Origin of the sequence: Paenibacillus sp. V4I5, from assembly GCF_030817255.1 — a bacterium.
GTDB lineage: Bacteria > Bacillota > Bacilli > Paenibacillales > NBRC-103111 > Paenibacillus_E.
The window spans coordinates 723,645-744,171 of the sequence record NZ_JAUSZB010000002.1 but is presented as its reverse complement, the minus strand read 5'-3'; the positions used below and the strand labels follow the sequence as shown (position 1 = coordinate 744,171).

Annotated in this window: 18 protein-coding genes; 11 read left to right on the top strand and 7 right to left on the bottom strand. The window is 44.0% G+C overall.

Features of this window, described 5'->3' with window-relative positions:
- The first annotated feature begins 123 nt into the window (after nt 1-123).
- The 3 genes from QFZ78_RS05365 (at nt 124) to QFZ78_RS05355 (ending at nt 3,132) form a co-directional block, all read left to right on the top strand.
- Complete coding sequence (locus QFZ78_RS05365; RefSeq protein ID WP_307546002.1) at nt 124-1,167, top strand: metallophosphoesterase family protein; 1,044 nt, start codon at nt 124-126, stop codon at nt 1,165-1,167.
- 217 nt (nt 1,168-1,384) lie between these two features.
- A complete protein-coding gene (locus tag QFZ78_RS05360) occupies nt 1,385-1,717 on the top strand; it encodes a hypothetical protein (protein WP_307546001.1) in 333 nt (110 codons plus the stop codon).
- Nucleotides 1,717-3,132 (top strand): hypothetical protein, encoded by a 1,416-nt coding sequence (locus tag QFZ78_RS05355; RefSeq protein WP_307546000.1) that lies wholly within the window; start codon nt 1,717-1,719, stop codon nt 3,130-3,132. The genes QFZ78_RS05360 and QFZ78_RS05355 overlap by 1 nt, the downstream gene beginning before the upstream one ends.
- A gap of 589 nt (nt 3,133-3,721) precedes the next feature.
- On the opposite strand, the gene QFZ78_RS05350 is transcribed toward QFZ78_RS05355, so the two are convergent.
- The gene (locus QFZ78_RS05350) at nt 3,722-4,183 is read right to left on the bottom strand and encodes a YybH family protein (RefSeq protein ID WP_307545999.1); all 462 of its coding nucleotides are present in this window, start codon (nt 4,181-4,183) and stop codon (nt 3,722-3,724) included.
- 117 nt (nt 4,184-4,300) lie between these two features.
- Here QFZ78_RS05350 and QFZ78_RS05345 point away from each other — a divergent pair, with 117 nt between their 5' ends.
- A complete protein-coding gene (locus QFZ78_RS05345) occupies nt 4,301-4,645 on the top strand; it encodes a winged helix-turn-helix transcriptional regulator (protein WP_307545998.1) in 345 nt (114 codons plus the stop codon).
- Between the two features lie 21 nt (nt 4,646-4,666).
- On the opposite strand, the gene QFZ78_RS05340 is transcribed toward QFZ78_RS05345, so the two are convergent.
- Entirely contained in the window at nt 4,667-4,960 is a 294-nt protein-coding gene (locus tag QFZ78_RS05340; RefSeq protein ID WP_307556122.1) for a hypothetical protein, read from the bottom strand.
- Entirely contained in the window at nt 4,845-5,240 is a 396-nt protein-coding gene (locus QFZ78_RS05335) for an IS110 family transposase (RefSeq protein WP_307555505.1), read from the bottom strand. The genes QFZ78_RS05340 and QFZ78_RS05335 overlap by 116 nt, the downstream gene beginning before the upstream one ends.
- Before the next feature lie 522 nt (nt 5,241-5,762).
- Here QFZ78_RS05335 and QFZ78_RS05330 point away from each other — a divergent pair.
- Nucleotides 5,763-6,263, top strand: coding sequence for an NUDIX domain-containing protein (locus QFZ78_RS05330; protein ID WP_307545997.1), 501 nt, complete (start codon nt 5,763-5,765; stop codon nt 6,261-6,263).
- 332 nt (nt 6,264-6,595) lie between these two features.
- Nucleotides 6,596-9,190 carry a phosphoenolpyruvate synthase gene (gene ppsA, locus QFZ78_RS05325; RefSeq protein WP_307545996.1) on the top strand — a complete coding sequence of 865 codons (2,595 nt, stop codon included), beginning with the start codon at nt 6,596-6,598 and terminating at the stop codon, nt 9,188-9,190.
- A gap of 239 nt (nt 9,191-9,429) precedes the next feature.
- On the opposite strand, the gene QFZ78_RS05320 is transcribed toward ppsA, so the two are convergent.
- Nucleotides 9,430-9,726, bottom strand: coding sequence for a hypothetical protein (locus tag QFZ78_RS05320; protein WP_307545995.1), 297 nt, complete (start codon nt 9,724-9,726; stop codon nt 9,430-9,432).
- Nucleotides 9,727-10,376: 650 nt separating this feature from the next.
- On the opposite strand from QFZ78_RS05320, the gene QFZ78_RS05315 reads away from it, so the two are divergent.
- Nucleotides 10,377-10,568, top strand: coding sequence for a hypothetical protein (locus QFZ78_RS05315; protein WP_307545994.1), 192 nt, complete (start codon nt 10,377-10,379; stop codon nt 10,566-10,568).
- 363 nt (nt 10,569-10,931) lie between these two features.
- Here QFZ78_RS05315 and QFZ78_RS05310 read toward each other — a convergent pair whose 3' ends face one another.
- The 3 genes from QFZ78_RS05310 to QFZ78_RS38430 are packed head-to-tail and all read right to left on the bottom strand — an operon-like array spanning nt 10,932 to nt 12,542.
- Nucleotides 10,932-11,918 carry a glycerophosphodiester phosphodiesterase family protein gene (locus QFZ78_RS05310; RefSeq protein WP_307545993.1) on the bottom strand — a complete coding sequence of 329 codons (987 nt, stop codon included), beginning with the start codon at nt 11,916-11,918 and terminating at the stop codon, nt 10,932-10,934.
- Nucleotides 11,911-12,318, bottom strand: coding sequence for a hypothetical protein (locus QFZ78_RS05305; protein ID WP_307545992.1), 408 nt, complete (start codon nt 12,316-12,318; stop codon nt 11,911-11,913). The genes QFZ78_RS05310 and QFZ78_RS05305 overlap by 8 nt, the downstream gene beginning before the upstream one ends.
- The gene (locus QFZ78_RS38430) at nt 12,291-12,542 is read right to left on the bottom strand and encodes a TetR/AcrR family transcriptional regulator (RefSeq protein ID WP_373460999.1); all 252 of its coding nucleotides are present in this window, start codon (nt 12,540-12,542) and stop codon (nt 12,291-12,293) included. The genes QFZ78_RS05305 and QFZ78_RS38430 overlap by 28 nt, the downstream gene beginning before the upstream one ends.
- A 730-nt stretch (nt 12,543-13,272) precedes the next feature.
- On the opposite strand from QFZ78_RS38430, the gene QFZ78_RS05300 reads away from it, so the two are divergent.
- The 4 genes from QFZ78_RS05300 to QFZ78_RS05285 are packed head-to-tail and all read left to right on the top strand — an operon-like array spanning nt 13,273 to nt 20,447.
- Nucleotides 13,273-14,304: a LacI family DNA-binding transcriptional regulator gene (locus QFZ78_RS05300; RefSeq protein ID WP_307545991.1), complete on the top strand. Its 1,032-nt coding sequence runs from the start codon at nt 13,273-13,275 to the stop codon at nt 14,302-14,304.
- A 52-nt stretch (nt 14,305-14,356) separates the two neighbouring features.
- Nucleotides 14,357-17,521 (top strand): alpha-mannosidase, encoded by a 3,165-nt coding sequence (locus tag QFZ78_RS05295; protein WP_307545990.1) that lies wholly within the window; start codon nt 14,357-14,359, stop codon nt 17,519-17,521.
- Between the two features lie 53 nt (nt 17,522-17,574).
- Entirely contained in the window at nt 17,575-19,374 is a 1,800-nt protein-coding gene (locus tag QFZ78_RS05290; protein WP_307545989.1) for a sensor histidine kinase, read from the top strand.
- Nucleotides 19,375-19,385: 11 nt separating this feature from the next.
- Nucleotides 19,386-20,447 (top strand): response regulator, encoded by a 1,062-nt coding sequence (locus QFZ78_RS05285; protein WP_307545988.1) that lies wholly within the window; start codon nt 19,386-19,388, stop codon nt 20,445-20,447.
- The last annotated feature ends 80 nt before the right edge of the window (nt 20,448-20,527 follow it).

The window sequence follows — 20,527 nt, the reverse complement described above, 5'->3', positions numbered from 1 at the left end:
TGGAATAGGTGAAGGTACGGCTTTCTCGATATCGATCGAGATGAATATTTCTAACAAACTGATGATCGATCCTCTGGAATGACTAAATAAACGTAATAACAGAAAGTGGGGGGAAATGGATTCATGATCTCTAGAAGACAGTTTGTTAAAAGATTGCTTGTAGCCGCGTTCGCATTAACCGGTGGCGGTGCTCTGATCATGCAAACCCTAAAGGGCGGAGTGACGAACAGAGCGGTAGCCGAAGCCTCGGCGCAGAAAGCAATCCCGCAAGGATCCTTAAAACCGGAAACGGTCGGTAGTAATCGGCTATTGCTATCCTTTTTCCTTCTCAGCGATGCACATATTTCCAACGGGGTCTCTACTATGACCGATAAGCTACATTCGGCTTTGAAAGATATCAGTAGCTTCGAATTGCCGGTAGATACGATTGTTTTCGGAGGGGATGTCACGGACATTGGTCGGGAACAGGATTACAAGCTGCTTCGAAAAATATTGAACGACTACAAACTGCCGCCACTTTATGCAAATATGGGCAATCACGACTATTACGGCATTTGGATCAACAGTAAGGGCGAATGGTCCACCGAAACGAAGCCCAATGGGAACACTGATGCGATGGCCCGTGAACGTTTCATGAAGTTTTTCGGCTACAAGGATAAGCCTTATAAGGATGTCTGGATCAATGATGTTCATTTAATTATGATGTCTCAGGAGACATATGTGGAGGAAAAACCGGAGGTAGGGGAGGGCGCTTGGTATTCGGATGAGCAGCTAGCCTGGCTCGAGAATATTATGAAAGCCCATGAGGACGGAAAGCCCGCCTTCGTCTTTATACATCAGCCGCTGCCGGCGCCGGATATGGACGGGAGAACGCACCAGTTGATCAGGGCGAAGGAGTTTCGAGCAATCTTGAAGCCCTATAAGAATGTTTTTGTGCTGTCCGGGCACACCCATCGTAACTTCGCGACAGAAAATCACTATAATACACAGAACTCATTTCACTGGTTCAATAATGCCTCCGTCGGCAAAACACGCAATGCTAACAATCCGAATATAGCCCAAGGCATGTACGTTCAGATCTACAACAACGAAGTAGTTGTTCGCGGCCGAGAATTTTCCAATCAGACCTGGATCGAATCAGCAAAATACACCGTACCTATAATCTGACGCAAAGGAAGCTTAGTCCTATGCCTAGAAATCGTAGGGTTTAAGTTTTTTCAGTTACAGTTACCTTATATTGATGAAGAGCAAAAACAATGATAAATAGAATCTTATAATTTCCAGTCGGGTCTATTAAGTACGGTTTTGGACCACGATGAGAACGGGAATCTAATCCGAAAAGCTGGTGTAATGGCTATCGTGCTAACTGGGGGAGAAGTTCGAGTTGGGGACCTTGCTCAGTGAAATTCCTATGGCTGATCAGCTTCAAAGATCTATCAAGAGTCTTGGCCCAATCTGTACGGCAGCTATTCTTTCAGGTGCCGGTGACCTTAGCCAAGAGGTGCTTCCGAGCAACATCAAGACGCTGGCGGAGACAGGAACACGCTGGATTTCGGTTGGTAATGGGGAAGGCTGTTTCAGAAGTGGCTTAGCTGCTACTGAGACAGCCTTCTTTTGGCGACAACAATCGACATTTTTCCTAGCAACCTATTCTCTATCACGAGGGGAGATGGTACAATTTAGGTATCATTTTAGATCGAAAGCAGGAATGGCATAATGATGCAAACACAACACGCAGGAAAGACTCACGCCGTACAAAATCAGACGGTCACTTCCAGTCCGCAGGAAGCGTACCAACAGAAGACGTCTGAACAGGACTTCCTGACAGGAAGCGCTGTTCAAAGGAAGAAAATGAGTGTTCAATCGTTGAGCCCCGCTCATCTGATGCACCTTCAACGTACCATCGGCAACCGCTCGGTCAGCGCATTGTTCAATCAAAGCACACCGAGGACTGGCGATGCGAGTACGAACACTGACATTCAAAGACGCGAGACCGCAGAATCCATACAACCGCAGTCGGAGAGCTCGCAGCAGACGCTCAGCAGCAAGCCGGAGAGCTCATCTTCCGTGCCTGGCATTCAGCGCAAGGTGTACATCAAACGCACACTGCTCCCCGGGTACCGCAATAAGACGAAATCCAGCCATGGAAGTGAAGGCAAAGGGCAGCGAAACGTCGATTCGATGATGAGTGACGAGAAATCGCGCTATTTTGACAGCAAAGAGGAAATGACCCAGTACGCCGCAGGCACCACCGATAAAGTCGGCTATGTCGAGAAAACGAATACCTGGATTCGGATTCCGAGCGAGCTGACGGTGATTGGCGAAGACCACACGGAAACAACGATTGCTGACGTCGTAAAGGCTGTAGGTACGGATAAGTTTATGTATGAGGGGTTCACCGAGCATCCGCCTGAGGCAAGCGATAATCCGGAGTTGGAGCTGGCTATGCAGAGCCGAGACGCTCAAGTTACCGATAAATTCGGCGGTGTTGGCGTCGGCCCAGAAAGTAAAAGTCACAGAAGCGAAAGCTTTTATCCTAAGATCGTAAGGGCTTTGCAAGGCGTTACCGTCAACGAACCTTTTTACGAAGTACAAGGATCACCGACGGAAATTACCTATTTAGCCATGGCGATCCGTTTGGCGTCAAGTGCCCAAGAGGGCTCCGCTCTTTATCAGACCTATATGGCCAACGAAGAGATGTGGAAACAAACGGCGGCAACGGCAAGTAGCGCAAGCATGTATAAGACACCGCTCGTTACCGCGATGAAACAGGCAGGCAGCAGCCAACTGTTTACGGATTTTATTAGAGATTTATCCGAATACGCATACAGCAAAATTCAACAGGAACAAGCTGCTGCGCCGGCTAAAGATAAAGATGCCTTCGCAGAGAACTGGCATGTTGCCAAAGATGATTACGATAAAGATGGCTCGGATATTATGAAAGCGGAAAAAGCCCGTGATTTCTCGATGTATCAGCATATCAAGAAAGCCCAGAGTGACGGATACCTGCTGTATGGACTTGGCGACATGCATTTACAGCGACTCAAGGAACTTCTGGATGCGCAAGGCATCAAGAATGAGAATATGGACAAATTTATAAGTAAGCAGGCAACGGATCATCCGCAAACTTAAGCGGTTAGCCCATTTCAGACTTCATCTCCACTTCGCTTGTAGCCCAAATGGGACAACACCTCATGCCGCACGGGAGACTCCTTTTTGGACGAAAGAAAGTATAACGAGATCAGAATATCTAAGAACGAAATTCTTCTGGTCGTTAAATCGCGACAATAGTCGCTCTAAGAATGATCCGAAGGATACGCTTGTCATTGCTGACGTGATCAGCCGAGGTTACTACTATGATTACTCACGACAAGCTACAGTCTTTCAAAGGTTGCGAAAAATTATGAGTGATCGGAAATATTGGGTGACGAATAGCAACGGCTGCAGAATCGAATCATCCGCTGGATAGACATTTGCTTCTCTGAGTATTTTCTGTGTTTAAAGATTAGTCCTGCAGACGTTCCATGGCTACTCTTAAGGAATTCCCTTCTCCTCAGGTTGTTGAATGTCGATGACTCAGTGGCCCCTAAAAATCTGGGGCCAGCAGACGTTACCGTTGCCATGATCCGTGAAGACTGGCTGGAGAACGCATCGAAGCTAAAATGGGTAGTGAATAAAAGTGGGGTAGAGCAATAAGAATAGCTTAATGGCGTGATTGATGCTAACGGCTTTGAAGGTTTGGCTGGTCATCAAAGTGTAGGGGGGCTGCACGCTCCGTTTCTTTTAGGAGATCTGCACCAAATGGATGATCTACAATATACTGCCAACTTTCATCAAGCTGCTTTCTTACAATTTCTGAGGTATGGCCTTGAATTTGTAACGGGCTTCCATCTTCTCCAACGGTTTCGAGGATAAAGTGTGCTCGAAGCAAAGCGATGTTTTCAAATGTTATGCAGTAAATATTTTTGGATACCATTGTGCCTTTAAATCGTAATAGTTCCTCAAGGGTTTTACGAATCGGTTCAAGTCCTTCATCCTTATTGCCGGTCAGATTAATCAGAATGCCACCTGGTTCATATAAAGCAAGTAAGTTGTCTATGTCGCCGGAATTATAAGCTTGAGCAAATGCAGCATTCATATCTTCCGGATTCATGACTGAGTTTCTTGAAATGGGGGATTTCATAAGATCACTTCTTTCTGTATGATGTATACAGTTGTTAGCATATCTGATTTCTCACAATAATTTAAGTACGCAGAAAATAGTTACATAGTCATAAAAACTTAACCAATGGAGGTAAATATGCCCTATCAAGATGAATCATTTGGTTGTCCTGTAGAGGTGGGGCTTCAAATGATTAGCGGAAAATGGAAACCGAAAATCATGTACGAATTGCTTCAACAAACCAGGAGATTTGGTGAGCTCTTGCGTCTAATTCCTGGTGTATCAAGACATGTTATGACGATACAGCTTCGTTTGCTAGAAGAAGATGGTATCGTTAAACGCACTGCATACTTAACGATACCACCGAAAGTTGAATACGAATTGACCGAATTTGGTAGAAGCTTGGAACCCATTCTGATTCAATTGTTAAAGGTGGGGGAGCATTCCATCTCACTCCGTAAAAATGAACGCAATGAGAGTTGAAGTTTATCGTTAATTGATTTATTATTCTGCAGCAATTTTAGTGCAAATCCCAGGTATCGATTGGATTAAATCATATTCAAGTAACGCTTCAGCTAGGGCTTCTATCGATTTATTAAGGTCTGCTAGATGGTCCTTGTATTGAAGAAGCAATTTGATGAGCAGCTGCATGGAGATCAGATGACCTGGAAAAGCCGTCTCCTTAAAGTGATTTCGCCTTGCTGCTGCTACTAAGATTTGAGCGCGCTCTGGACACCATAAAGCCGTTTTGCCACGTCCTGTAAGGCGACCCGATTGTTGCAGCAATCTCCCTTTCATCCAGTTCCAGAACCTCTTTAGACGTAGGGTGTAAAGCCAGAAATCGAAGGGAAACCTTTGAATAAAGGTCACTAAACACGCCATGATATTCAGGAAAAACTTGATCCAGAATAGCCTGAAACTGTAGTTTTGCTTGGACATACATACCCGTTAAAGATTCATGTTGGCGTGTTAGATAGCGTAAATTCATGAGATGCTGACCTCGCTTTTTGTAGGGTTCAAACTCTTCTTTATAGAACAGCGACCCTAACAGATGGGCATCAGCGGCATCCGTCTTCAACCGTCGCAAATTGGTTTTCTTGGCGTTATGAGATTAAAGGATTAATGACGATGTTCAAATACTGGTGTCCATCCAGAAACTGAACAATAGGGCTATGATAATGGCCAGTTGCTTCCATAACGATGGAAGGGACGCATTCCTGCAGCTGATTCCACTCCTCTCATATAATTTAGAAAAGACGCTAACCCTTCAAGATCATGATTAAACCTAAAGGTCTTCCCATGATGTACTCCACGATCTAAAAAAGCTTGTGCATGGCTCTCTCCCTTTGATACATCCAAACCAATGACTGGATTTATAACATCACTCCAGAAGTATTTTCACCGGCAACCCCTAAAGGTCGAACAGAAATATCTGGTGACCTCATAATACGAACGGGCAGGATAATTGATACTAATACCAGTAGCTTGGTACAATTTTTGATATCAATATTAGAACGAATCCATCTAAATTAAATTATTTTATTGATAAGATACTAAGATTATTATAATCTCATACAGAATAATCCAAAGGGTGAGAAAAATGAACGGTGGTTGGCACGATTCTTATTTAGGCAAACTTCGCAAAGTCATTGGCACACAAAAGATAATCGTAAACTCAGTACGGGCAATTTTATTCGATGATGAAGGTCGTGCCTTGTTTATAAAGCGTAGAGGTGATAAAAAATGGGGTATACCTGCAGGAGCCATGGAACTAGATGAATCAGTGTTTGATGCGATGAAGCGTGAAGTTAAAGAAGAAACAGGGCTTGACGTTCTTAAGGCAACATTAACTGCTATTTATTCTACTCCAACAACGCAAACATTTATAGACCGTTGGGGAAACGAGCATCACATAATAGAATATTTATTTCAAGTGGATGAGTGGACGGGGACGCTTGATAAAGTGACAGATGAAAGCGTAGATGCAAAGTTTTACCCATTAGATAATCTACCAGAAGCTTCAAGCGAGCTTTTTGCAAACCATCACGAAAGGGTATTTAAAGATTATAAAAAGTTCGATGGAAAATTAATATTGGAATAGAAATCGGCATTGCGCTAACGAAGAACGTTAATTGAACAAGACAGCAGCAGTCTTTAGGCTGCATAGGACGGCTAGGGAATTATGCAGTGACGGAGTTCGGCTCGAACCATGATTTTTGATGTGACTAATGATTGCGGGAAATCAAAAAAGAACCTGGATAGTTTTATCAGGTTCTTTTATATTGCATATAAACAGACACGATGATATAATCTGATTACGACTCTGGCATATTACACGAACATAATTATTGCATCTTACAATTTAAGTGTACCATGCCGGTGAAGCTCTTGTCAAATGTTTTTTCTCAATTTAATGATTAGGAGAGATGTTGAATGAGTTCTTTGGTTCTCGGTTTTCAGGAAATGGAAAAAACGCAGCTTTTGCTCGTTGGCGGAAAAGGATTAAATTTAGGGGAATTATCACAAATTGAAGGAATACAAGTACCAGAAGGATTTTGTGTTACAACAGTGGGATATCAAAAAGCCATCGAACAAAACGAAACGTATCGTGCTTTGTTGGATCGACTAACAATGCTAAAAGTAGAAGATCGAGATCAAATTGGTGAAATCAGCAGAAAGATTCGACAAATCATTACGGAAGTAGAAATTCCTTCCGATGTTGTGACTGCAGTTACTCACTATCTCTCCCAGTTTGGTGATGAACATGCTTATGCAGTGCGCTCTAGTGCGACTGCGGAAGATTTACCACATGCTTCTTTTGCTGGTCAACAAGACACTTATTTAAATATTATCGGCAAAGAAGCAATCATACAACATATCAGCAAATGTTGGGCTTCCCTATTTACGGATCGCGCGATAATCTACCGTATGCACAATGGATTTGACCACAGTCAAATTTATATATCCGTTATCGTTCAAAGGATGGTTTTCCCACAGGCTTCAGGGATTTTATTTACCGCTGATCCGATTACCTCCAACCGGAATTCGCTATCCATCGATGCCGGTTTTGGACTTGGAGAAGCACTGGTCTCAGGCTTGGTATCTGCCGATTGTTATAAAGTACAAGAAGGGGAAATCGTCGATAAGAGAATAGCAACCAAAAAATTGGCGATCTATGGACGAAAAGAAGGCGGAACAGAGACAAAGCAGATCGATCCTGATCAGCAAACGACTCAAACACTTACTGAGCAACAAATTTTACAGCTGGCACATATCGGAAGACAGATCGAAGCTTATTTTGGCTGCCCGCAAGATATCGAATGGTGTTTGGCTGATGATACATTTTATATTGTCCAGAGTCGGCCGATCACTACTTTATACCCGATCCCTGAAGCGAATGATCAAGAAAATCACGTCTATCTATCTGTTGGTCATCAACAAATGATGACAGATCCCATAAAACCATTGGGATTGTCTTTTTACCTGTTAATTACTCCTGCACCTATGCGTAAAGCTGGTGGGAGGTTGTTTGTTGATGTTGCACCTAGGCTGGCTACACCTGTCGGCCGGGAAACTTTATTAAATACCGTGGGATCCGATCCGCTCATAAAAGGCGCACTCATGACCATAATAGAGCGAGATTTTATAAAATTGTTACCAAATGATCAAACAGCAGCGATTCCGGGCAGAAGTAATACAGATATGCTGGCACAAATTGAAAACAATCCGAACATCGTTTCTGATTTGATTAAGAGTAATCACGCATCGGTAGAAGAGTTAAAACAAAACATCCAGACGAAATCAGGATCGGATTTATTAGATTTTATTCTAGAAGATATCCAGCAATTAAAGAAGATCTTATTTGACCCACAAAGTACGGCTGTGTTTATGGCTGCCATAAATGCTTCATTATGGATCAATAAAAAAATGAACGAGTGGTTAGGTGAAAAAAACGCAGTAGATACGCTTTCTCAATCGGTACCCAACAATATTACTTCAGAAATGGGTCTGGCATTAATGGGTGTCGCCGATGTGATTCGCCCTTATCCGGAAGTCATTGATTATTTACAGCATGTAAAAGATGATAACTTTTTGGATGAACTGGTTAATTTCGAGGGTGGACAGGAAGCTCATGACGCAATCTATGCTTATCTCAATAAATACGGAATGCGATGCGCCGGAGAAATCGATATTTCTAAAACGCGTTGGAGTGAAAAACCAATTATGCTGGTTCCCATGATTCTGGGTAACATCAAAGCCTTTGAGCCTAATGCCGGTCATCGAAAATTTGAGCAAGGGCGCCAGGAAGCTTTGGAAAAAGAACAAGAGTTATTAGCTCGATTAATCCAATTGCCGGATGGTGAACAAAAAGCTGAAGAGACAAAACGAATGATCCGCCGAATTCGGAATTTCATCGGTTATCGTGAATATCCAAAATACGGTTGGATTAACCGCTATTTCGTTTATAAGCAGGCTTTACTGAAAGAAGCGGAACAGCTCGTACAAGCTGGCGTAATTCGTGAGAAGGAAGATATATTCTATCTCACTTTTGAAGAACTTCACGAAGTCGTACGCACAAACAAACTGGATTATCAGATCATCAGCAAACGAAAAGACGATTACAAATTTTTTAAAAAATTAACTCCCCCGCGTGTCATCACGTCTGATGGTGAAATCGTTGCAGGTGCGTACAAACGGGAAAATATCCCGGCCAAAGCTATTGTCGGTCTGCCTGTTTCTTCCGGAGTGATCGAGGGACGAGCGCGTGTCATCTTAAACATGGAAGATGCGGATCTGGAAGATGGAGATATACTAGTCACTGCCTTTACTGACCCTGGCTGGACACCATTATTTGTATCCATAAAAGGTCTAGTCACCGAAGTTGGTGGACTGATGACCCATGGAGCAGTTATCGCACGTGAATATGGCTTACCAGCAGTTGTCGGAGTGGAGAATGCTACCAAACTGATAAAAGATGGGCAACGAATTCGCGTGCATGGAACAGAAGGGTATATCGAAATATTGTAATGCAAAGGAGCATTAACAATGAAGATTTGGGAATTAAAAAGCGATAATAAATTCGGTGATTTTCAGCTTGGACGGTAAAACCTGAGAAGCTAAACTAATGGGGAACGATAGTTGAATGAATGGAGTGTAAACCAGTCCGTTTTACGGGCTGGTTTTTTCAGTTCATAAGATAAGTTATGTACTGAAATTGTCGTTGAGCGATTGTGCAGGATTGTTGAAGAATATCGAGAATAATACGATTATAAATTGACTAGTAAAGGGATGATTACAAATGGGTAAAGAAGGGAATATCCGAGGAGGAGACGGTCCTGGTCGAAGCGGTAGAATTGGATTGGGTTAGCCGGTTCCTCACATCTCTCGAGCAAGGTAACGTCGATCATGTGCTGTCTTTGCTGACCGAAGACGTCATGCTCGTCGCCGACGGAGGCGGAAAAGTAATCGCGTTCAAGCATCCGGTACAAACGCGCGATTTCGTGGCCCAAGTCCTGTTCGATCGGTTCAAGGGCATAGTGTCCTATTTTCAGGGAAGTCTTCACTTCGAGTTTGCCCCTTTGAACGGCGAAAACAGTTTAGTACTCCGTTCGGGGGACGAAACCGTAGCCACTATATTTTTACAACGCCGACGTGGAAAGTTTGGAAGATTGTAGCCGACTGCAGATTTTTCATAATGATAAGGAACCGGGAAACTAAGATAAAGCGTTCCAAGTCACCTTTAAGTTTGATGAACATTACATCATTGAACAACGGAGAACTATAGCTCAAAAGAACGAAACGAGGCTGCCGGCACAAACGGCAGCCTCGTTTCGTTAGCAGTTTAGTGAAAAAGGAATCAAGTGGTAATAATAAACAAAATTATTGTGCATCCGGGACGGTGAAATAAATGGGATTTGTCGGTATTCTTCTATGGGACATTATTTATTTCCCTTTATGACGTTATAATAGCGCTCCTTACCTGGGGACACTACAGAGAAGAAAAGAAAAAACAAATAACACTTACGCGGGCAATGATTGAAATAAATGGTTAGTGGGTTTTCAACGGATATCTAGAGCTCATCAAAGGTTGCCAACATAGGTCATCCTCGGGTCCCTCTAAACGGGGGACTTTGCTTCCTTGAATTCCTGAATAAAAAGTAAAGATAAGGCGAATAATTGCCTAGTAATGAAATCCACCTTAAGGAGGTTTGCAATGACTGAAAACAACCAGTTTGATGAAGTCGAAGACTTCGTGAGCTTTGAAGCTATGTCGGCTATAACTGCTGCTGAGATGCCAAATGAAAGCGAAAATCCTGATGATCATGATCCGAAAAAAGATAATCAATTCGATAATCAATTCTTATATCCCCCGATTAATCCACATCCCCGAAATGATTTAGAATAGTGTCATCTGCCAATGAACCCCGACAATTATTATCCCGATGAAGTTTGGTTCTCGTTAAAGGGAACGATAGCTCGCTTGAGGCTGCCGACAATGCAGCCTTTTTTCACTTTCGGGCAGTTTACTTTGATCTGTCCGTCGATATTTCCAGTAAGTTATTTCAATATTATGGAGATGATTTTTTGAAACTATATGTTGTGAGACATGGTCAGACAGAATGGAATTATAAAAATCGAGTTTGTGGAGTAAGTTTGCCGCGGCAGCAGCTCCTTGATCCCAGTTGAAAATTAACAAGTCTAATTAAGTCTCGATTAAACTAATCGTTCAGTTTTTTAAAATTGCACGTTCTAGGCTCATTCTTTAAACCTACCGTTTAAGATATAAAGGAGCAATCCGATCAATTCGATTCGTCCATATCCCGCCGGTAAAGTTTTTTGGCAGACGTGTTATATCGTCAGCAGTATCAAATCCACTTGAAAAGTCGCTGCCATTGCCACCGACCACGATGACAGGAGTCCCCGACTTATCCATCCGATTAATAAAACGGTCTGGCCAACCCCATAGCCATGGTGCGATTTTCTCTGGAATGTGAAGTTCCGTATTTTTACATGCTGGCGGAACATATCCAGCCCAGCCAGCAGCTATGTATGGGAGTAAACAGCTTTTCATGGTTGATTTAGACATTGCCTGGATAGTAGGAAGATTTTCCTTTAAAGAAGCAATGGGTTCATCTCCTCCATAGATGGTTAGCTGATTTAAACGATTTTGCGGTAAAGCCGAGAGAAATTGGGCGAGCATTTCTCCCTCATTGGGATCATTGCTTTTTATATGAATTAAAAAAGACTGTTCAGGAAAATAGCTCAGCACTTCATCCAGCGATGGCATCAATCCTATTCCATGACCGCGAAACGGGTAGGTTTGTCCATGGTCGGCTGTATATCCATAGCCAATATCCAAATTCTTCAATTCTGTCATTGTGTAATCCTTGGTAACGCCTTTTACATTCGTTCGACAATCGAGTGTCCAATCGTGAAATACAGCGAACTGTCCGTCCTTTGTTGGTTTTATATCGAATTCAACAATGTCCGCACCTGCCTGAAAAGCTGCTTCCATGGAGGGGATTGTATTTTCCAGATAAGGATGGTCCGGTACATAGATCCGCTCAGCCGTACAGGTTTCATTCGTAATGCCCTCCATTGTAAAGGTCTGGGCAAGTCCTCGATGGGCGAGTAGAAGTGGAGCATCTTTCCTTTGTTGCGTAAGGAGAGAACTGTTATTCAAATAAGTGAAGACAGATAGTACAGCGAGAAATATCACGATTTTGCTTCTTAGTATTTTTTTAAACCTATTCATCTGCAATCCCCTCCCACACCACATCCAACTGTTGCCGCAGCACTTGGAACATTTCTTCTTCATTAAGTTTTGATGAACAGGTAATAAGTAAATTGATAAACAGACCGACTAACACGGCGGCACTTACATTCGAATCTCTGCGACTTCGGAGGTCGCCGCTTATTTTAGCATTCTCAATTATGGTGCCGAGCGTTTCTTGAAATAGCGAGATGTTAGTTGTTGATTCCGGTGATTCGAATGCTGATTTGATCGTTTCAACCAAAGTTAGACGGAGTAAGTCTGCATGTTGTAAATAAATTCTCAGCAAGTCGCCTTGAATATGCAGTAGCCGCTCCTTAATCGAGCCTTCCTTGTGTCGATCAACAATTTGGCTCATAAGCTGCATGTATGAGTTAGACAAATGTAATAGTAAATGCTCCTTTTTTTGAAAATAGTTAAAAATGTTCCTTTGGCAATATCGCTTTTGAACGCTATTTCCTCAACGGTGACATTTGCATACCCTTTTTCTTTAAACAATTTAATTGCATTGCGAATGATATCTTCTTTCGTTTTCTTTTTTTTAACTTCTCTTGACAACCTATTCACCCCATTAAAATGACCGAAGTCATTTATGACCACGGTCATTTTATCGTATATAGCATGATTTAGCAATTAGGAGTTGTACAGGCAAAAGCGGCAGTGTGACGTTAATTGTTATCAATCAAATAAAGTATTTAGAAGTGCACTCAACCACTTCGGTTAGGAGTTCGATCCCCTTTGGATCCCTATATTTCGGTGCTCATATTATATTGGCCATGTTTTAGTTGATCGAGCATTTCACTCTATTGGATGAATACTTATGATTATTATTGTGGGAATGGTGGAGGAGGATGCTAGACTAGATGAATGAACGAATACTTTCTTAGGTGTGTTGGTAAGTGCATCGCCCTAAAGCATAATATATGCTCTTAGTTGTCAGCCTTCAAGAGGGAGTGATGCTATGAAATTCCTCCACTCTAACATTATCTACGCCACGATAAGTGCCGCAACTCCAAAGAATATAGAATTCCTTATTGCATCTTTGAACACTTTTCCTAATACCGCTTTGGGATTGTTAATCTCGACTGCTTGGATTAAACCTGGCAATTTGATTTCCCCGAGTTCATTTTTGAACTAATCCAGGTATTCAACAAAGGCATCAATAAATCCGGACCTGAATGCATTGACTGACATGACACAAGCCATAGAAATATAGTCATTTGAGACTACTTCCATACACAACCAACTGATAGTACTACCCCTGTACGCAAGACTATATCATAACTATTGACACCTCTTATAACACGTGTTATTTTGTTCTGGAGAAGGTGATTAAATGGCAAAACGCGTAACAAGTTTTGACGTCGCTAGACGTGCAGGAGTGTCTAGGAGTATCGTGTCAGCGGTTCTGAACAACACGTCAGGTATCGGTGTCGGCGAAGAGAAGCGGAAAGCGGTGCTAGAAGCAATTGAAGAGCTGAACTACCGTGTTGATGCGCAGGCTAAGGGAATGCGAACCGGTCGAAGTTACTGTATCGGTGTACATGGGGATTTAAGTAACCCGATGTTTACACAAATGTTGCAAGGGTTGCAGGAAGCCTGCAAAGAGAGGGGTTACCACGTCCTTCTATGCGGTGTGAATAATCGATCTGAGTTGATCGAGCTGTTCATGCACAAGCGAATTGACGGCATCGTGACCAAAGATACAACGGGCTATGCCGATGAGAGTTGGGAGAAGGAGCTGAATGATCAGCAGATTCCCTTCATTTCAGTTGAAGGATTTCCAGAGAGCCCGAGAACTACTTCAATCCTCATGGATTATAGACAAAGTGTGCATGATGCACTGAACGCCATGTGGGTGCTAACAAAGGCGCCTCCAATTTACCTCGGGGTTTATAAAGGGGCTGAATATAAACCGAATTGGGGAGACCGTGAACGATTGCAAGGTTATCGGGAGTGGACGAGTCAACACAGCTGCGAGGCTTCTGTCGAATTGCGACAGGAAGAATCTTGGCTCGATGCGCCCAAGGATTGGGAGAACTGGCTGGAGAAGCTGCCTAAGCCGGTTTCTATACTTTCCAATTGGTCGAGGGGGGCCATCTATCTGTACCGCGCCGCCAACATACTGGGCTTACGCATCGGTAAAGACGTGCATATTATGGCAGCAGACAACACAGAAGGTGTCAATAATTACTTGGTGCCCGCATTAAGCGCTGTAGAGGTTCCCTATTCAGATATGGGCAGAGCAGCGGCAATCCGTATTATAGATTACATCGAGGGAAAACAAGTACTTGAAAGCAAGGAAAAGCAATGGGTACCGGCAAAGCTAGTGATGAGGGAAAGTGTAAAGACAGGTAGGATCAGGTAGGCCTACCTTTTTTTAACGAGTATAATAACACGTGTTATGAGGAGGAGTAAGCATGTTTTGGATCAAGGAGAAGCTAGAGGCAAGATTAAAGGAGTTAGCCGGTTACAGGTACCGTGAGGAAAAAACGCTGACACATATTCGCAAGCAGGTTGATCCTGAGGGAATCATTGGAGCCTACCCTTCACGTGAGGGAAAGTGGGATGATGTGAACCTGGGAGATCGTTGGACTGGACGTGATTACTACGTTTGGCTATCTATCGATGTTGAGCTTCCTTCAGCATGGGCAGGACGTAAGGTGCTGGGACGGTTTGATTTCGGTCAAACTGGAGGAGGCCACAACAGCGGATTTGAGTCCTTGCTCTTTGTGAACGGTAAGCCCTATCAAGGGGTGGATTCAAATCACGAGGAAGTGTTCTTCACACCCGAGTTGATCGGAACTAACGTGAGCCTTCGATTCCGGCTTTGGTCAGGATTGAATGGCTATGCTCCTGCCGCTCCCATTGAAAATACACTGCGCCTAGCACGTATTGGTTGGTTGGATGAAGCAGCTGACGATCTTTTCTTTACTGCCCGCGCAGCTTTAGATACGGTGAAAGGACTGAACGAGAATTCGCCGGATTACCACGATTTATCGAAGGTGCTAGATCGTGCCTTTCTGCAGATTGATTGGTCATATCCGGGCTCCGAGGATTTCTATCGCTCAATCTCAGCGGCGAGAGAAACACTGCATAGTGAACTTGGACAGCTAACGAACCGGCACCCTGTGACGGTGCAATGCATTGGTCACACGCATATTGACGTAGCTTGGCTATGGCGTCTAAAGCATACTCGTGAAAAAGCAGCTAGATCATTTTCCACCGTACTCCGACTGATGGAGCAATATCCGGAATATGTATTTTTGCAAACCCAGCCCCAACTTTATGATTATATCAAAAAGGACTATCCGGAAATTTACGAACGAATCCGAGAACGGGTGAAAGAGGGGCGTTGGGAGGCTGGAGGCGCGATGTGGCTGGAGGCCGATTGCAACCTAACCTCGGGCGAATCGCTCGTCAGACAGATGATGTACGGGATGCGGTTCTTCAAAGAAGAATTCGGTGTGGATTGCAAATATTTGTGGCTTCCGGACGTGTTCGGTTATAGCTGGGCATTGCCACAAATATTGCGGAAATTCGGAATCGATACCTTCATGACGACCAAAATCAGCTGGAACCAATACAACCGGATGCCTCATGATACCTTCCATTGGAGAGGAATTGATGGCAGTGAGGTACTGACACATTTCATTACAACACCTGACCCAGGTGGTAATGAGGGAGCCTTCTACTATACATACAACGGAAAAGTGACGCCTCAATCTGTACAAGGAATTTGGGAAGCTTATCGTAATAAGGAGCTTAATCAATCGTTGCTGCTTTCCTATGGTTATGGGGATGGTGGAGGCGGTGTGAACCGCGAAATGCTAGAAATGCGACGTAGACTTGAGAACATGCCGGGTGTGCCGAAGGTGACAACTGGTCGGGCGGATGCTTATTTTGAACAATTGAAGGAGACAGTCAATCAAACAGATCAATATGTGCACACATGGGATGGAGAGCTTTATCTGGAGCTGCATCGCGGAACTTACACGAGCCAAGCTTACAATAAGCGGGCGAATCGCAAGCTGGAGATTTTCTACAGGGAGACAGAGTGGTTGAGTGCTTTGAACAGCATGCTTCGTTACGATTGGACGGAGTATGGACAATCTGAGCTGGCCGAGGGGTGGAAAATTATTTTGCGCAATCAGTTTCATGATATTATACCAGGCTCTTCCATTCGTGAGGTGTATGAGGATTGTAGGCTGGAATATGCAGAAGCATTCGAGATTGGTCAGCGCGTATGGAACCGTGCAGCAGACGCTATTACCGGTTCTAAGGGAGAGTTTGAGGGTAAAAAGGGCTACTTGGTATTCAACAGCGCCATTTGGGATCGAGATGGGATTGTAGCTCTTTCAAGCGATTCGCTGCCCACAACGGGGTTATGGAGCAATCATGAAGGTGTGAAGCTTGATGCGACCCTTTCCGGTGATCAGTGGTTGATCCATGTCAGACAAATTCCTTCTATGGGTTATTCTACGATTTACTATTCGCCTAGTCCATCTCCTGCTTTTCAAGATGAGCATAAGGAAGTCTTCGAACAGGGTACTGGTTGGATGTCTACTCCTTTTTACAAGCTTGAGTGGGATTCCGCCGGTCACCTGACACGAATATATGACAAGACGGAGAACCGTGAAGTGCTCGCCAAAGGCGAATTAGGTAATGTGTTTCAAGTGTTCGAGGATAAGCCGAAGGGACGTCATGAAGCTTGGGAAATTGATTTGTTCTATCAGCAAAAAATGCGCACGATCGGAGACCTCCAATCCGTTCGTCTAATCGAAAGCGGACCGCTTCGCGCCATCCTTTGTTTTGAGTGGCTATACGGGCAATCGACCATTACGCAAAAGATGATCGTGTATGCCGACAACCGAAGAATCGACTTCGATACGAAGGTGGATTGGCAGGAGCGTCGTCAGCTGCTTAAAGTAGCCTTTCCGGTGAAGGTACGAAGCACGGAAGCCACCTTTGACATTCAATTCGGCAACGCGAAGCGACCAACTCATTGGAATACGAGCTGGGATTATGCACGCTATGAGACGGTAGGCCAGCAGTGGGCAGATTTGTCAGAACGCGGATATGGTGTCAGTCTGCTCAACGATTGCAAATATGGCTACGATATTAAAGATAACGTTATGCGTTTGACGCTAATTAAATCGGCGATGATTCCAGACCCGACGGCGGATTTAGGAGAGCACATCTTTACCTATGCCTTGTTCCCGCATCGAGGAGATTGGCTTGAAGGAGGCACCGTCGAGGCTGCTTGGGATTTAAATAATCCGCTTCGAATTACACCAGGAACTACGAAGACAGGGGAGATGATGTCGCTGATCAAGGCTAATGGCGGTCATGTTATGGTGGATGCTGTGAAAAAGGCGGAGGATCAAGATGTGCTGATCTTGCGTCTTCATGAATATTCGGGTGCGCGCAATGAGATCGTTCTGGAGAGTACGATGAAGATCATTTCTTGGCAAGAATGCGACCTGTTGGAGCGGCCTTTAGAGAGGCCTAACTATGGGGAAGAGCTTCATTTTGAGATTAAGCCCTACGAGATTAAAACATTTATCATTGTAATAATGAAATAAATCGTTTACAACTATGGAAAGAAGGAATTATCGATTTGGAGCTGTGAGTGCCCATGATGAAACAGAAAGCGCTAACCATTAAGGCGAAGCTAGTATTTATTATTTTATTTTTCCTATGCGTTCCTTTACTTGCCTTCGGTACCTTGTGGTATTCAAGTTCAACCGAAAGTATTGAGAAGAATGCTATAGGATATAGTGAGCAACTAGTGCGGCAAATCAATGGGCAGCTTGATTCCTATTTTGGAGATCTGCAGCGTGTTACCTATCCGTTACTGCTGCATCCCCAAATCCAAACTTTCATGAAGCTGGATCCGAACGATCAATACGAACGATTTCTTATTAGTAAAAAAATATCTGATGAGTTATTTCCCGCGATCATATTTGGGCGTCCTGATATTTATGGCTTATCGATCGTATCCAAGAGTGGTACGGTGACCTCGAGCTATAATGCTATTGCAGCCAAGGCTAGCTATGACCTTTACAAGGATGCGCTGACGGGTGACCAGAATTACAAGATTACGGGTTTGTCTGTGATCGATTCTACGACTGTACTGACCATTACCCGAAGATTTGTGGATACATTGACTTATCAGTCAACAGGACTGCTTGTTGTGCATGTAAGAATGAACGAAATTATTAAAATATGCGAAAAAATTAAACTCGGACAAAGCGGTTTTGTTTGGATTATGGACCAGGACGGAAAGGTTATTTATCACCCCGAAAAGGAAAAGTGGGGAAAGGCAATTAACACGCAGCACATACAGCCAAATCTACAAGAGCCAAGAGGGTACTATGTAGAAACGATTAACGATACTAAAAAGTTGATCATCACCGACCGATCTCCTTTGACCGGGTGGACACTTATTTCGGAGGTACCGCTGAAAGAACTTAATGGTGATCTCGTCCGCTGGCGTAATGTAACGGTTTGGATCGGGTTGTTACTCGTTAGCTTGGCCTTATTCTTGGTGGGTGGCTTCTCCTTGTATCTTACTCAATCGTTGTTACATTTGCGTCGGTTGATGCGCCGGGCGGAAGAGGGAGACTTAAATGTCCGAGCGCCAGAGAAACGTAACGACGAAATAGGGGGCTTAAACCGAAGTTTTAACCGAATGGTCGGAGAGATTCAAAGATTGATTGTTGAGATCCAGCATTCTAGGCAAAAAGAGATCGAGATGGAGCTTCGACAACGAGAGTCGGCGCTTCTGGTCATGCAATCTCAAATCAATCCGCATTTTTTATACAACACGCTGGAAATCATGAATTCCTATGCCATCATTGAGGGGGTTAAGCCGATTAGTCGTATGGCAACCTCATTAGCGGATATTTTTCGCTATAGTATCGGATATCCTCAGCAGTCAGTGACACTTAAAGAGGAGCTTCGTTATATTAGCACCTACCTTGAAATTCAGCAGGAGAGATTTAAGACACTTCGCGTAGAACTAAATTTTCAAGAAGAGGATCTCCCTGGCGTATTAGCGCTACGTCTCATGATTCAACCCCTTGTGGAAAATGTGTTTAAGCACGGCTATGAGCGTCATAGAGTTAAGCCTACGTATATTGGCATTACAGGTGAACGTTCAGAGGATGGCTATATTCTCCGGATTGAAGATGAGGGTAAAGGAATGGATAATGAGCTAAAAAAAGAGTATAATCTAGCGTTTAACAACAATGAGGTTAATCTTCGGAGTGATTCAGGAGTTATAACGAATGGCTCCTCGGAATCGATTGGACTATGGAATGTGCATCAGCGAATTCGGCTCTCCTTTGGATCACCATACGGCCTTTACATTACCAAATCGAATGAGACGGGAACAGTCGTGGAGATGAAGCTTAAATATGCAGCTCACGAATAAGGAGGCCGACCATGTATAAGGTGCTCATTGTAGACGATGAGATTATGATTAAACGCAGCTTGTCTAAGCTCATCTCCGAAAGCCCGTATGGCTTTGAAGTACTCGGCGAAGCTGATGATGGCTCGGAGGCGCTGACTATTTGTGAGATGCTGCGTCCAGACCTGCTCATTACCGATATCTCTATGCCGGTCATGGATGGATTGGAGCTAATTCGAGAGGTGCGTAGAAGGAAATGGGACATGGATGTCATCATCATTTCTGGATATGATGACTTTGCTTACGCACAGCAGGCACTACGGCAAGGCGTTACCGATTACTTGCTCAAGCCTATTAAGGAGGAGCAGCTCTATGAACTGCTCTCAGACATCGACGGCAGATTGAAAGAAAGGCGCAAGCTTGCAGCAGATAGAAGCCAATGGGTGAAGCAATCCAAAGCTCGGAGTGAATCAGTATCGGAGCAGATATGGTTGTTGAACGAAGAAGAGGCGCTGCGTCTCATGGGCGATATGGTTCAGAAGCTGCGAGAAGATGGTGCTACTGAGGAGATTGCTCGAAGTCTTACGGAAGATCTACTGACCATGGTTGAGGCGGAACTCGAGCATCGCTCAGGTGGCGGAATGTCCGAGATGAGCAAGCCTTTTCTAGCAGAGAGCAATGAAATGCCGCCTGAGGGATGGCTCGAGCAAGCAAGAGGCGGGCTAAAAGCCATGGTGGAGAAGGTTAGAGCTTCTCGAAATTGGGGACAGCGTCAGTCTATTACGAAGGCTATCGATTTTATTAGATTGAATTATTCGGAGGAGGATATTTCTTTGCAGAAAGCTGCGGAGAAGTCGGGGATGTCGCTGTCTTATTTCAGTCGCTGCTTTAAAGATGAGCTTGGGCTAAGCTTCACCGACTATGTGATCAAGCTGCGTATGGAGAAGGCAAAGGAGCTGCTGAAGGCTCCAGGCTGCAGGTCCTCCGAGGCCGCTCTGGCTGTTGGTTACGGGGATTATCCCCATTTTGCAAAAACGTTCAAGAAATATTGCGGCTTGTCACCCACTGAATACAGAAAAAGAGTGGTCAGCAGCTAACGATATGGGGTAACTAACTGAACAATGATGGACCGTTCTTCAGGGAATGGTCTTTTTGTCTTGAAAGCATACTCAATAGG